Annotated in this window: 15 protein-coding genes and 1 pseudogene; 8 read left to right on the top strand and 8 right to left on the bottom strand. The window is 36.8% G+C overall.

Going from position 1 to position 14,496, the window contains the following annotated elements; all coding sequences use genetic code 11:
- The first annotated feature begins 8 nt into the window (after positions 1-8).
- On the top strand, positions 9-1,169 hold the full coding sequence (locus tag EEL30_05610; GenBank protein ID QDX91887.1) for an aminotransferase class V-fold PLP-dependent enzyme: 1,161 nt from the start codon (positions 9-11) through the stop codon (positions 1,167-1,169).
- Between the two features lie 55 nt (positions 1,170-1,224).
- On the opposite strand, the gene yyaC is transcribed toward EEL30_05610, so the two are convergent.
- Positions 1,225-1,851: a spore protease YyaC gene (gene yyaC / locus EEL30_05605; GenBank protein ID QDX91886.1), complete on the bottom strand. Its 627-nt coding sequence runs from the start codon at positions 1,849-1,851 to the stop codon at positions 1,225-1,227.
- 210 nt (positions 1,852-2,061) lie between these two features.
- Here yyaC and EEL30_05600 point away from each other — a divergent pair, with 210 nt between their 5' ends.
- The 3 genes from EEL30_05600 to EEL30_05590 are packed head-to-tail and all read left to right on the top strand — an operon-like array spanning position 2,062 to position 3,465.
- Positions 2,062-2,313: a DUF3343 domain-containing protein gene (locus EEL30_05600; protein ID QDX91885.1), complete on the top strand. Its 252-nt coding sequence runs from the start codon at positions 2,062-2,064 to the stop codon at positions 2,311-2,313.
- Positions 2,314-2,333: 20 nt separating this feature from the next.
- Positions 2,334-3,248 (top strand): mechanosensitive ion channel family protein, encoded by a 915-nt coding sequence (locus EEL30_05595; GenBank protein QDX91884.1) that lies wholly within the window; start codon positions 2,334-2,336, stop codon positions 3,246-3,248.
- Between the two features lie 4 nt (positions 3,249-3,252).
- Entirely contained in the window at positions 3,253-3,465 is a 213-nt protein-coding gene (locus EEL30_05590) for a DUF951 domain-containing protein (GenBank protein QDX91883.1), read from the top strand.
- A gap of 168 nt (positions 3,466-3,633) precedes the next feature.
- Here the strand turns inward: EEL30_05590 and EEL30_05585 are convergent, their stop codons facing one another.
- A complete protein-coding gene (locus EEL30_05585; GenBank protein QDX91882.1) occupies positions 3,634-5,085 on the bottom strand; it encodes an IS1182 family transposase in 1,452 nt (483 codons plus the stop codon).
- Positions 5,086-5,512: 427 nt separating this feature from the next.
- Between EEL30_05585 and pepF the strand changes: the two genes are divergently transcribed.
- Positions 5,513-7,444: an oligoendopeptidase F gene (pepF, locus tag EEL30_05580; protein ID QDX91881.1), complete on the top strand. Its 1,932-nt coding sequence runs from the start codon at positions 5,513-5,515 to the stop codon at positions 7,442-7,444.
- Between the two features lie 341 nt (positions 7,445-7,785).
- Here pepF and EEL30_05575 read toward each other — a convergent pair whose 3' ends face one another.
- Together EEL30_05575 and EEL30_05570 are read right to left on the bottom strand one after the other, a co-directional pair.
- Positions 7,786-7,920: a recombinase family protein gene (locus EEL30_05575; protein QDX91880.1), complete on the bottom strand. Its 135-nt coding sequence runs from the start codon at positions 7,918-7,920 to the stop codon at positions 7,786-7,788.
- Positions 7,921-8,131: 211 nt separating this feature from the next.
- Positions 8,132-8,350 carry a hypothetical protein gene (locus tag EEL30_05570; protein QDX91879.1) on the bottom strand — a complete coding sequence of 73 codons (219 nt, stop codon included), beginning with the start codon at positions 8,348-8,350 and terminating at the stop codon, positions 8,132-8,134.
- A gap of 122 nt (positions 8,351-8,472) precedes the next feature.
- Between EEL30_05570 and EEL30_05565 the strand changes: the two genes are divergently transcribed.
- Positions 8,473-9,180, top strand: coding sequence for a hypothetical protein (locus tag EEL30_05565; protein QDX95679.1), 708 nt, complete (start codon positions 8,473-8,475; stop codon positions 9,178-9,180).
- Positions 9,181-9,211: 31 nt separating this feature from the next.
- On the opposite strand, the gene EEL30_05560 is transcribed toward EEL30_05565, so the two are convergent.
- From EEL30_05560 to EEL30_05545, 4 genes are all read right to left on the bottom strand, one after another.
- A complete protein-coding gene (locus EEL30_05560; GenBank protein QDX91878.1) occupies positions 9,212-9,691 on the bottom strand; it encodes a hypothetical protein in 480 nt (159 codons plus the stop codon).
- A 344-nt stretch (positions 9,692-10,035) separates the two neighbouring features.
- Entirely contained in the window at positions 10,036-11,547 is a 1,512-nt protein-coding gene (locus tag EEL30_05555; GenBank protein QDX95678.1) for a HAMP domain-containing protein, read from the bottom strand.
- Between the two features lie 13 nt (positions 11,548-11,560).
- A complete protein-coding gene (locus EEL30_05550) occupies positions 11,561-12,223 on the bottom strand; it encodes a DNA-binding response regulator (protein QDX91877.1) in 663 nt (220 codons plus the stop codon).
- Positions 12,224-12,709: 486 nt separating this feature from the next.
- Positions 12,710-12,877: a transposase gene (locus EEL30_05545; protein QDX91876.1), complete on the bottom strand. Its 168-nt coding sequence runs from the start codon at positions 12,875-12,877 to the stop codon at positions 12,710-12,712.
- Between the two features lie 185 nt (positions 12,878-13,062).
- Here EEL30_05545 and EEL30_05540 point away from each other — a divergent pair, with 185 nt between their 5' ends.
- Positions 13,063-13,749 (top strand): DNA-binding response regulator, encoded by a 687-nt coding sequence (locus EEL30_05540; GenBank protein ID QDX91875.1) that lies wholly within the window; start codon positions 13,063-13,065, stop codon positions 13,747-13,749.
- A pseudogene (locus EEL30_05535) lies at positions 13,739-14,077 on the top strand (two-component sensor histidine kinase). Before EEL30_05540 ends, EEL30_05535 begins: the two are co-directional and overlap by 11 nt.
- Positions 14,078-14,496: the final 419 nt, after the last annotated feature.

Here is a 14,496-nt window from a genome sequence, read left to right as displayed (position 1 = left end):
ATTTTCCTATGTCAGTGACTTATCTGGATAATGCCGCATCTTCTTGGCCAAAGCCACCTCAGGTAAAAGAAGTCATGATAGAAGTAATTGACGAGTACGCAGCCAATCCTGGTCGAGGAGGACATACTCTGGCTATGAAGGCCAGTAAGGCATTGTTTCGGACGCGTGTACAACTTGCTAGGTTGTTTGGGATTGAGAACCCGAATGACCTCTTTTTTTATCAAAATGCGACGCAGGCCCTTAATCAAGCCATAAAAGGTTTCTTACAGCCAGGGGATCATGTGGTAACATCATCGATTGAGCATAATTCTGTACGCAGACCACTTGAATATTTACGCGCAAAGCTTGGAATTGAAATTACCTATGTCACGCCACGTGAAGATCAGTTGTTTTATGCTGAGGATTTTGCACAAGCGTTTCGAACGGAGACAAAACTGCTTGTGGTCAGCCATGCATCCAATCTAACAGGTGTTATTTTACCAATTCAGGAGCTGGGCGAGCTGAGTGGACGTCATAAGCTTACTTTCTTGGTGGATGCTTCTCAAACAGCAGGAATTTTACCTATAGATGTTAACAAGATGAAGATTGATATGTTGGCGTTTCCTGGACATAAGGGTTTATATGGCCCACAAGGAACAGGTTGCTTATTTGTGAGGGATGAGATAAATCTGGAACCATTGATTCATGGTGGGACCGGAAGTCAATCTGAGGCTATTGAACAGCCAACGACCAGACCAGATCGTTACGAAAGTGGAACAGCTAATACAGTGGGTATTGCGGGGCTTGGTGCTGGTGTATCGTTTGTATTAGAAACAGGGATTGAGCAGATTCATCATCAAGAATGGTCGTTAACAAAAATGACCATCGAAGAATTGATAAAGATAGATGGAGTGGAGGTATACGGACCTGACTTGTCTATTGAACGGGTTGGGCTCGTTGCCTTTAATGTACAAGGCGCAGATGCCTCTGAGATTGCATTTATTTTAGATCAACAATATCAAATCGCTGTTAGAGCTGGTTATCATTGTACGCCGCTTGGACATGAGACGGCAGGTACTGAAAAAAGAGGCGCTGTGAGGGCCAGCTTTGGGGTATATAACGACGAAACCGACGTGAGGCGACTGATTTCGGCAATTAATGAAATTTCCGAGGCTTTTTATGTCGGATAAAAGAGGATGAAAATGAAAAGGAGACCTTACCGTGAGTGAGGTCTCCTTTTTAGTATCAACTACCGTCTCGTACATACGGCATATCCTGCCATGTGTAATCAAGCTGAGGAGAGAATAATTGAGTTGTTGCTTTGGAAATAGCTGAGGCAATAATATCTGCCATGCTGACTACAATATGTAATCGCGTGTTTTGTAAGACGAAGTACTCCATAAACCCACCGACATTCACAATTCCGGTTATATGAAAGTGTCCGACTGCGGGTAATTCTTTCTTGACTCCAGCTCCAGGTTTCACTGGACCATCAGCGACGTTAATACATCCTACGTGTTGATATTGTCCCAAGCAAGCGTCAATAGCTACGATGAGAGCATTAGGGTGTCTTTCTGTAATCATAGTGATTTGATCTTCGAGGTTAACAGCATGAACAGGAGATTCAAGTGTCCCGTATACCGAGATGTGGTCAAGATAATACGTTTGTAATCGAGAGCCAACCAAAGGACCTAAGGCATCACCTGTAGAGCGATCTGTTCCAATGCAAAGGATTACCAGATCTTGATCAACTGACTTTTGAAGGAAACGTTCATATAGATGAGCAGACAATTTTCTCGTGGCTGACTCATGTGTGTGATCAACTTTAAAAGGAGGATAAGAAACATCCGGATTCTCTTCAAATCGTTTCATAGATACCCCCAAGAAAATAAAAGTATTCCTAGTATATGGAGATTCATGGTGTTTTATACCTGAACAAGGAGTTTTGAGATTAGAAATTGATGAAAAACTGTAAGAGAAAGTAGAAGAGAGTCTCATCTCCGGGTAAAATAGATAAAGCTTTACTAATAAGTAGATAAGTAAGTGTGATAGAGGTTAGAAGGAAAAGGAGAGGGCACAAAGATGGAAGGTACCGTCTTGATCGCTTTTGATTCAACACAGCAAGCGTTACGGGCAGAAATGTTATTGGAATATGACGATATTGAAATTGATACCCGACCGACGCCTAAAGAAATTACGGCTGGATGTGCACTATCTATTGAATTTCCACGAGAGTCATTTGAACAGGCTCTGGCTATCATTACTTCGCAACACGTAGTTATACGTGGATTTTTTCGCTATGAAAATGGAACCTACGTGGAGATATCTATGTAAAAAAGAAAGGGATGAGAGACTTGGAGGAAATACAACAAGACTTGACTGCCAACTTAACAGCATTTCAAAAGATGTGGACTCAGGTGTATGGAATAATATCAAACCCCGATTTTTGGGTGGATAAAGGTTTTGGATTGATGGGGATTGTCCTCATTATTGTGATGGCGCGTATTTTAGTAACCATTATTGGAAAATCGGTAGATCGCATTTTTATTAATCGTGAAAAAAGCATGATTCAATTTGATAGACGTCGTGTAGATACTATGCGCATACTGGTTAAAAATGTGTCTAGATATACGATCTATTTCATTACACTATTGGTTGTACTAAGGCAAATAGGACTAGATTTGCAACCAGTATTAGTTAGTGCTGGGGTACTGAGTCTAGCAGTGGGATTCGGAGCGCAAAGCTTAGTAAAAGACGTTATTACAGGATTTTTTATTATTTTTGAAGATCAATTTGCTGTGGGAGACATGGTGACGATCAATGGAATTACGGGAACCGTTTTGGTTATTGGTTTACGTATCACAAAAATTAAAAGCTGGACGGGAGAAGTAAATATCTTTCCAAATGGTACGATTAATCAAGTGACTAATTTCTCGGTTCAGAATTCCGTCGCCTTTGTCGATGTTTCTATCGCTTATGAGGAGGATTTGACGCATGTAGAACAGATATTAAAGGAAATCGTAGATAAAATGGATAAAGAAGAAGAGGATATTGTAACTCCGCCGCAGGTGTTGGGCGTACAAGCGTTAGGACCATCTGAAGTCATTATTCGTGTGACAGCAGAGTGTAAGCCTAATACGCATTTTGGAATTATGCGTAAGATGAGAGCGCGAATTAAACAAGAATTTATTCATAGAGGTATTGAAATTCCATACCCTAAAACTGTTATGATGAGTAAAGATAAAAAAGTGATAAATCCGGGTGGGTGAATTCATGGAAAGAAAGCATTTTGATCTGGGAGATATCGTCCAGATGAAAAAACAGCATCCGTGCGGCACGAATGCATGGAAGATTATTCGTATGGGGATGGATATTCGAATTAAATGCACGGGATGTGATCACAGTGTGATGATTCCGCGATTAGAATTTGAAAAGAAGATGAAAAAGGTATTGGTGTCAGCGCCAAAAGAGTCCTCAGAGGAATAACCATAATATGCTAGATAAGAAAAGATGCCTCCTTATAAGGAGGGCACTGAAAATCTTACGATTTTCCGAAGGAATTATATAGCTTCATCAAAAAAAAGACGGCTCAAATTCATTTCTTGAATGCAAGAGTCGTCTTTTTACCATTTTCATCGGTTTATTATTTTGTTTTTAATCCATTAATTTCAATATTCTTTTTAAGTTTACAGTGAATATAGCCATTGCCCCTTGTAACTCCATGCCAATAAGACCCGAAGATGATGCCACATCATACCCGTGTCTGTGTTTTAGCTCACTGTTTTTCGCTTCAATTTTATATCTTTCCTTTGATTTTTCTTTAAAGTACTCACTCTCTTGGAATTTTGCCTGTTCAGTATGTTCACTGGATTTAATACTCACTGAGTAACTTTTGCTTTTTGCTCCGTCTTTATAACAATCCTCTTTCAATGGACATTGCTTGCATTTCTCAATATCAAAGTAATACGTATCCGTTTGATTTTTCCCTACACCTTTTTTCCCTTGTCGAGCTTTACGGACTGCCATATGTCCTGCTTTACACACATACATCCCGGCATCCTTATTAAATTCAAATTCATCTTCCTTTTTACGATTCCCTTGCGTAACGAGAGGGTTTAATTTAGAAACTAGTTTGATTTCATTCTTTTTACTGTAAATAATATTATCTTTTTCCGAATAAGCTGTATCACCGATAACTGTTTCAATCTCCATGCCAGCTTCTATACTTTTCTCAATCAACGTTTGTAATTGCTTTCCATCACTTTTTTCTCCAGAAGTAATTGTTGCGGCTGTGATTATCCTTTCTTCACTCATTGCCAAGTGTGTTTTGTAGCCAAAAAACGAGGAATCTGCACTTTTATGACCAAGTTTTGCATCAGGATCTTCTGAGATTTGCAACTGTTCGAGGTCATCAGTGACAGTTTCTTTCAGTAGATTTAACTGTTCTTTTACTTTTGGATACTCGGAGATATTGCCTTCTTTTTCGATTACGTCAATGAGCTTTTGACAGTAGTCTATTTCATCCTCTAATACATTGGATGTTGTTTTAGCAGGGAACTTCTGCTTCATATTTTCATCTATTGTGTAGACGGCTCTTCTTAATTTCTTTGATCGATCCGTGAGGATCTCCTTCGGAGATTTTTGATTATAGCGAGCTTTCGTATGAGTAGCATCAACAATAATAGCTTTACTTTTGATAATCCCCTTTTCAATAGCGATTTGAACTGTTTTATTAATAAGCATATCTAGAAGGTTAATGTCTTTTAAACGTAGCTTTCGAAATTTGGTTAAAGAACTCGCTTCTATCACTTTCTCCTCTGGTACCATATGGAGAAAATACTTAAATGACATGTCATATTTCGAACGTTCAACCAAATCTACATCAGACAAATCATAAATAGACTTCAACAATAAATATTTAAACATACGAATAGGATCAATAGCTTTACGACCATTATCTAGGCAGTATTTATCCTTAAGCTCGTCATACACAAAAGAGAAGTCCATAAGTTCGTTGATTTTTCGTAACAAATTATCCTTCGGAACGACTACATCATATATAGCTATAAATGGACTGAAGATCATTGATTGTTGTTTTTGAATCATCGTACCCACCCACATAAATTGATACTTTTATTATACAGAAAAAAGGTACAATCACCTCGAAAAATGAGGGATTATACCTTTTTTTTGTTAAGTGGACTTTTTCAGTGCCCTCCTTATAAGGGGGCATTTTTTTGTATGGAAAAAAAACTACCCACAAAATCATACAAAAAAATGTGGATAACCCAAAAAGTGAAAACCTATACGTAGCAAGGCTTTCACTTGTGTATAACTTTTTTTAAGAAAACTATCCACAGAGATATCCACAGGTTTATTCAAAAATGAACTGAATAATTTTCTCACAATTTCTCACAATAATAGAGGTGACTGTTACCAGGAATATTTCTGAATAAAATTCATGCCGAACTAGAGTATGTATATCATAAATAAAATTTAGAAGTGTTACTGTATTAGAAAGGAGTCAGCTACTATGCTTTCTACAAAAAGAAAGAGCATTGTATGCGCTTTTGCGGCATGCACGTTTTTTATCCACAGTAGTTTTATGTCTGTTTCCTTTGCCTATCCACAAGGGGATAAAAAAGAGACACAACGAATATCATATCAAAATCGCAAAGAAATTCCAACCATTTTTACATGGAATCTAGCAAATACTTATCCAAATCTTACTTCGTGGGAAAAAGATAAGCAGGAAGTAAAGCGCCTAGCCGATGATTTTGCGAAGCACCAAGGGAAATGGGGCCAATCAGCAAAGGCACTTGTTCAAGGAATGGAAGCGTATAGTCAGTTGATGCGTCTACTCGATAAAGTGAACGTGTATGCTACGCTGAATTTTGATATACAGACGGCAGATCCAAGTGCTCAGGCGATTTTGAACCAGGCGGAAAAGATACGTGTGTATGTTAAGGAAAAAACAGCTTGGGTAGGGCCAGAGCTTATTTTGATACCCGATCAAAAGATGAAAAAGTTTTTGCAGGCAAAAGAACTAGCCCCTTATAAACCGTTTATTGAAGAAAAGCTTCGTACGAAACAGCACATGCTTCCGAAAGAACAGGAACAATTGTTAGCTTCATTTACTTCGTTGGGAGAAAACCCAGAAAACACTTATAAGATGCTCTCCAAAGACATCCCGTTACCCCTTATAAAAGTTGAATCCGGTAAAATGGTGCCATTAACCCGAACGAATTATGCTACTTATTTGGAAAGCAAGGATCAGAGGGTAAGAAAAGCAGCATACCAGGCTATGTATCAGACACTAGAGAAATATCAGGATACGCTGGCCCAGACTATTGCAGGGCAAATCAAAGCAAATAACCTATATGCATCAAATAGAAAGTACAAGAATGCTTTGGAAGCTAGCCTTACACCAAATCATGTACCTGTAGAGGTATATGATCAATTGATTTCCACCGTAAACAAGAATTTACCGTTATTAGAGCGTTATCTAAAGCTACGTAAAGAGATTCTTTCATTACCAGAGCTTCATATGTATGACTTATATGTACCTTTATTTGATCGCAAAACGGAATATATCCCATATGAGCAAGCAAGAGAGATGGTTGTAAAAGGGATTATGCCTCTTGGTGAGGAGTATGTATCTCACATTAAAAGGGCATTTGATAACAGATGGATAGATGTATATTCCACACCCGATAAAAGAACAGGTGCTTACCAATGGGGTGCTTATGATACACACCCATATGTATTGCTAAATTATCAAGGCTTAAAGGGAGATGTCTCAACTATTGCCCATGAATTGGGACATGCTATGCAATCTTACTACACAAACAAGGCACAACCCTATATAACATCAGGTTATCCGATTTTCACTGCTGAGGTTGCCTCCACCATGAATGAAAATCTCTTGTTTACTAGTCAATATAAAAGTGCTCAGACAAACAAAGAGAAAATGGCTTTGCTCGTGCAAAACTTAGAGAATTTCCGTACAACGTTATTCCGTCAGACTCAATTTGCTGAATTTGAGAAGGCGATGCATGAAGCTGAACAACGCGGTGAAGCATTGCAGGCCGACTCCCTTAAGAAAATGTATTTGGATATTAACAAAAAATATTATGGTAAACAGGTAGTTATGGATCAAGAGATTGCTATGGAGTGGGCTCGCGTTCCGCATTTTTATTACAACTATTATGTCTATCAGTATGCTACTAGCTTTGCGGCATCCGTGGCTCTGGCCAAACAAGTAGAAGCGGGTGGAAAACCAGAATCAGAGCGCTATATTCAGACTTTACTTTCGTTAGGGAGCTCTAAACCGCCTCTTATCGTTTTGAAGGAAGCAGGAGTAGATATGACGACAGCTAAGCCGATAGAGGACGCGATGCAGGTATTTAAGGAAAGGCTTGATGAATTGGAAAGATTGATGAAGGAAACAAATGGTGCGTTTTAAAATCGCTGCTATACGACGGCAGATTCCACTGAATTGACAACATACTCTTTATCATAATGTCAAAACCATAGCATGAACGTGCTATGGTTTTACCTTTGCGCTGATCCATAAACTTAGCCATATGAATCATATTATCTTTAACACGTTCCGCATTGCGTTCGCGTTCGAATTCCGCGAAAACGCCTAGTATTACAAAATCATTCCGCCAACTGGTGTAGTAGTATCAAATGACTCGTCAGACGGTCTATTTTCGTCGTCACAACGATTTCTATCTTTTTAGACTATAATCCCTCATCATCTTTTGGAACTCAGGACGGGCCGTTGTTTTAGCGCTATAGCAATCATCTATGTAGGGTATATTCTTTCCAGCCGTTAGCTTTGCAATAAGCTACAAGGCGTTCCTGTTGTTCTTCAAGTGAGACGCTTTCCTTGGCCTGTTCATCTGTTGAAAAACAAATGTATATCGCTACTTTCATGACTGCTTAGCACCTCCTGACGTATTCGTTAAATAGTTTACAAGATATAGACTATTATTCCAATTTGATATATTACGTTGCTATTGTTGGTCCTTTTCTAAAAAAGAAGACCGCCAACGATATTTTGGCGATCTTACTTAGAAACACATGCGTAGAACTTGTAGTTCTAGGGTGTTTTTCCCCTTTTAGCAATATACATGTGTGGATATTTTTACTTTGGTTCCTTCTTAATAAAGAAGGAGAGTAAAATTATTGCGGCGCTTATGGCCAATTCCCAATAGAAAAGAGAATAGAAAGAACTATTTAGGTCATAAGCTGATTTCGATCCAATGATTTTAAACATTTCTAGCGACATGTATTCTGCATAAACCAAAGTTAGAAACAAATGGGTGAAAGCTCCAAAAAGAAACGCAATACCTATTTTAAACATGAATTTAGAACCTCCTAAATACGGAATATATTAAAAATACTACAAACAGAATGGAATATCCAATAATTGTATGTTATTATTCGGTTTGTATGTATTTTACATAAAAGGGAGTAATGACCATGATTAAGAAATTAGTTGGAATGTCATTGGTTGCAGCATTGTCTATTGGAGTCACAATTCCTTGGACAATTACCAATGTTCAAGCAAATGATTTACCTGCTTCATTGAGCGACAGTAGCATTACACCAGATAAGATTGAATACATCATAAGTGAAAAAGGACAGACTGTACCCGTTATTTATATCGACGATCCTGAAAAGGCTCAAGAATTCATGGAACAGAATGGATTTATAAAAGAATCTGTTGTCAAGGAACAAAATACTAACAATGACGAAAAAGGTAAAGGTATACAACCAACGGCTTGGCTGGACTATCAACTTATGGATTATGTTGGTACGACAAAATACGATTATAGAGTCGACTATACAGAAAACAGAACGAAAGAAAATTTCAAATGGGTGCGTGAGGTTTCAAGAGAGGCAACATCTGAAACATCAATCACAGTAGATGGGGGATTTCAAGATGCCTTCAAAGCTGAAGTAGGACAAAAATGGAAGGAAGTTGAAACCTTTAAAGATACATTTACTGTGAATATTCCAGCAGGAAAACAAGGAGAAATTTGGACTTGGAATAATGCGAAGGTGTACAAATTTAAAAAAGCAGGTTTTGTGTTCGATGATATTTTTACCGCCACTTTAGCAACTAAAGATTTCGGTAATAGCATTGTCGTTACAAAATTTAGAAATCCACATGGTGAGATTCCTAGATAGTTATTGAGACGCATCCAAAAGGGTGCGTTTTTTAATTTTGCAGTAGGCTTTCTTTGTGAGACTCTTTAGAATTAAACAAGATTTCTATAAGAGAAAACCAGCCTTTAACAAATACGAATCCTATCACAACACCTATCACATTAAGTATGATATCATCGATTTCAAAGAAACCAGCCTGAGCTACTATTTTAACTGAATTCATTAAAAAGCTAAGGGTTAGGGTAAACACAAAAGTTATTAACATGTTGTTTATTGAGCTAAATAACAGAGGTATAAGAATCCCAATAGGAATGTAAAGTAGGATCCTCCCTAGTAATTCATAGCGATTAAACGTTTCAAAATGGGTAAAGAAATCTATGATTTTTTCAAACGGAATCAATCTTATTTTAAAGTAATGTCTATGAAAACGCTCTGTATTTAGGAAAATATACAGTAAATAAAGGGGCAGAAGAAAGAAAATCATGTTATACAAGATGGCATTCTTTTTAATCTTCGTAATAGAACGCCTCATTAACGTAGTTAATAAAAAAACAATTCTTACATATCAGGCAAAGTATACCAAAAAATAAGCGAAAATTCCAATTAGAGGAAATAGTTATATTAAGCAGTATATCATTTCTCTTAGAAGCTTTAATTTTGCATCAAAATACTGTAAGGAATAAGGTGAAAAAAGGCGTTTTGTAGTTTTTTGGTTTCAATACTACTTGTTCGTAGTACGCTTACATCAAACATACAAGCAAAAAACATAAAAATGGGACATATTTCCAATCCCTCTTGAGGATCGCAACATGCCCTAGGATTGTCGAATCTGGGTGTCTATGAGGGCGGTTATCAAGACTCAATAAGACAGCAATACTAATTAATTTGAGCACTAAATAGAACACCCTCTTTTGTATTTCTCATCGAATAATCAATAGATAAGGCTTCACACACTGTTTTAACAATATATAATCCTAAACCACTGCCTCCCGTATTCCTATTTCTAGATTTTTCCACTCGATAGAATGGTTCAAATATTTGTTTGATATGTTCTTCCTGTATATATGCTCCAGTATTTAAAACTTCAAATTTCAACGTTCCATTACCATTATCTTTTAAGTGAATGTGAACCTGTTCGAAATGATTGGAATATACAATGGCATTGTGAATAACATTCCCTATTACTTTTTCTAATAGTTGTTTATCTGTGTTGATAAAAAGTTCTTCCTGTACTTCGTTAATCACTTGAATATTTTTTTCAGTAGCGAAAAAACCAAGATTATTTATCGTAGTACAAACCAAAGTAGATATATTGACCCTTTCATATTTGGAAGTAAAACCAAGTTGTTCAAGTTTTGATATTTGAAGAATTTGACGAACGAGTGATTCCATCGTTTCCATGATTTGATAAGACCGTTTTAAGTACTTTTCCCGTTCTTTGTATACACCTATATTATGAAGCATCCCTTCTAATTGCCCTTTTACAGCTGTAATAGGTGATTTCAACTCATGTGAAATTGTTGCAAATAACTCTCTGCGTTTTGCTTCTGCTTCCTGTTTTTTCTCCATGTCACTTTTCAATGCTTCATTGGCTGTTTGTAGCTCTTGCATCGTTCTTTGTAAGTTTGCTGACATTTCATTTAAACTTCTGGACAGCTGACCTATCTCATCTGTTGAATCAAGATTTATTTTAGCTGTAAAGTCCAAATTAGCCATTTTCTTAGCTACATGATTAATAGTAATTAATGGTTTAGAAAAAATCTTAGAATAAATATAGGCTCCACTAATCGAAATAATAAAAATCACTACTCCAATATAAGGAATAAGCAATAATAATACTTGAGAAGCCTCGTCAATTGGCTGCAACGTTGCATGTATGTTTAGAGTTAATGTTTCATCTTTAAACACAATTGGTACAGAAATCTTATAGGTCTTTGGCAAGTTATTCATAGTAATAATTCCAGCTTGAGAAGTTGAAGCAACTCCAACTTGAGCAGTTAAAGCAACTCCAACTTGAGCAGTTGATTCTTCTATAGTTAAAATTTCAGGTTCATTATCTAAATCTAAATTTTCATCTAACCTTTGAGCTTTTGATAAAATGCGATAATTGATTAAAGGAAAAACGATTTTGCCTGTATTGTCAGTTAGTGATGGATAAGCATTGAAATTTTGTTCAAATTTATCGAAAAGTATTGTAGCATCATCCAAATAAAGATTTTTTGCTTTCTCTACTAATCTATTACTCTCTACTTCTAAGCTGTTTGTTTTGTATTTTTCATAAAAAATAGGGAGATAGAAGTAGAGGGTTAGATAAATAGTACTGGCGGAAACTAATAGAAGAATCAGGGTTACAAGAAAAATTTTAAAAGATATACTTTTTCTGTTTATGATCTGAAGAAGTTTATGTGCCAATTTTATAACCAATCCCCTTTACTGTTTTAAGATAGGGTAGATTAAGCTTTTTTCTTATGTTTTTCATATGAGTATCTAATATTCTAGAATCTCCGTAGTAGTCATATCCCCAAAGTTTATCCAACATGGCTTCTCTCGAAATGACTTTGCCTTTAGCTTCTAATAATGTTTGAATAATTTCAAATTCTTTAGTAGTTAGGATTACTTCCTCTTCATTTACAAAGGCTCTATACGTATCACAATCAATTTTTAACTCTTGAAATGTATAAATATGATTATGCTCTTTGTTTCTGCTTCTTCTTAGTATCGCTTCTACTCTTTTAATTAAAATATCAAATGAAAATGGCTTCGTAATATAATCATCAATTCCTGATTCAAAGCCTTTAACTTGGTCTAGTTCTTCTTCTAAAGCAGTTAACATAATAATAGGTACGTTCGATGTACTTCTTATTATTTTAGAAGTTTGATAGCCATCTAAATTTGGCATCATAATATCTAATACAACGAGATCAAACTCTTGTTTGTTAAAGAGTGCCACTCCTTCTAACCCATCTGAAGCAGTTTCAACCAAAAAACCATGTGCTAATAAAAATTCTTTTATTACTTCCTGAATATCTATGTCATCTTCAATGACCAGGATTCGATAAGACATTTTTCATCACCTAAAAGAATTATATCAGAACAATCTGGAGTTTATCTGTATAGAAAAAATTGGGATTTGGATGAGTTAGCTAAACAATGAGGTATCAGATAGTAAAGAAATGGTCGTTTCAATCAATTAAGGAGAAAACTAGGAAATATTTATTCACTTTTATTTATATCGTTATGGGGAAAATCCTGAATACCGCCAGCATTTTGGAAAAAACCACGTTAAGCAGATTTCGACAAAAAAGAGCCGAGGTTTACCCCGTTAAGAGTAAACCGGCTCTTTTGTATTAAAACTTAGTTGTGTACAATATAATAATAAAATGTTTCTTTAACTCCTTTTCTTCAGAAGTGATTTTTAGCACTCATCTTTTAGATGTTTAGTTAAGACTAATTCCCATTTAACAATCTGGAATTATAAGTTTTTCAAACAAAGCCAGTAGTAAATCCTGATCAAGATACACCTCACGTCGTCCACGTTGATTCAAGCAAGCTAAATTCCCCCCGCTTTTCTCATCCAAACTTTAACACGATCTTTATCGTTAATTCCCAAGTGTTCAGCTATCTGTTTGTGAGTCCACTTTTCATTTAGATGCAATCGTACTGCTTCCAATTTAAGTGATTCTGGATAACTTCTAAACTTCTGTCCTTTGATTGCCATAAAAATACACCCCCTAAAGTTCATCGGATAACCTCGAGGGTTTTTCCAATGTCTACTTTAAGGGGTGCTGGGGGAACAATTGAAAAATGGTACATTAACTCAGGAACAATTCGAAATGCGGATGGAAGAGAAAGGCATTTACACTAATCCTTCAAACGTTATACAGTTGGAAGGGAGCATATGATATGCAAACAATAGTAATCGTAGAAGACGAAGGGTCGATTTCTCGGGTTTTACAAGTCTATTTGGAAAAAGCGGGATATCAGGTGGAGCTTGCCTTTGACGGTGAAGAAGCCATTACTATATTCGATCGTGTGACACCTTCTCTGGTCTTATTGGACGTCATGCTACCAGGGCAGAGCGGTTGGAAGGTACTAGAGTATATACGTAGCAAAAGTAGTTGTCCCGTCATCATGTTAACAGCGTTAGGACAACTGGACCAGAAGATAACTGGGTTAAATCAGGGTGCTGATGATTACATTACCAAGCCTTTCATTGGTGAGGAAGTTGTGGCACGTGTCAATGCTGTCATGCGACGCACTTTGCTGGTCATGGGTGACTATCAGGCACGGATTTTTGGTAGTTTAAAAGTAGATTACCAGGCTCATTCTGTTATGTTACACGGCATTGAACTTACTTTCACACCACGTATTCTGTCCCTTTTTTTATTTCTCGCACAGCATCCCAATCAGACCTTTACAAGGGAGCAGTTAATCGAACACGTTTGGGGTATGGATTATGAGGGCAGTGATCGTGCTGTTGATCTAGCGGTGAAACGGATCAGGAGAACCTTACAAAACTGGCCAACCGATGAAGGAGAGATTCGTACACTACGGGGATTGGGGTATCAGTTCTGTGTCAATGAAAAATAAAGAGCGGAAGACGCTATTAACCTATTGGACAACTCGTTATGTACTCACTATATGTGTTGGTCTTGTCGTTATTGGTCTTTTCTCTATCATGTGGATACGCTACAATGAAACGCAAAAACGGCTCGACGTCATGAAATACATGGCAATGACAATTTCTGAGCAAATTATTACAACGGATGGGATGGTTGTGATATTCCCTTTCTTACCACGTATATTAGATAATCACCAACGCTCCATAGAAGGATTTAAGCCCATGGTGCAAATTTATGATAAACAAAAGCGTCTCATCCTTCATACATCCTTAAATCGTTTTATTGACGATACACTTATTCAGTCGTTCAAAGATATGGCGGATCGGCTACGTCAGGACAATCATGGTATAGGCACAGGTTCTTTAGGGCCAGAAGAAGGAAATTAATAACTGCTAAGTTTGTAAGGCTCCCTGTAAGGGGAGCTTTTTTCGTCAAAACCTCCATTTCCTCGTCAAAGGATTCGACATTCATAGAAAAGAAGTGTTGTTATGAGGTGAAGTTAGTGGCGATCAAATGTAAAATTGGTCAGATGATCGAAGAGCGGTACCATTACTTGATGTACAATTTTTGAAGGAACTCGATTTAAAAAAGACGACTTTTTATAAGATATTAAAGGAATACGAAGAAGCAATTTGAGGTCCTTATTGTGGGAACTCTTTCTATTAAAAGTTGGAAACTACGTGATTGTATTATAATCATTAACTCTTTATACTAG

The organism is Brevibacillus laterosporus (assembly GCA_007833815.1).
GTDB classification, from domain to species: Bacteria; Bacillota; Bacilli; order Brevibacillales; family Brevibacillaceae; genus Brevibacillus_B; species Brevibacillus_B laterosporus_D.
The sequence above is the reverse complement of the archived record's forward strand: the minus strand, read 5'-3'. Positions and strand labels throughout refer to the sequence as shown.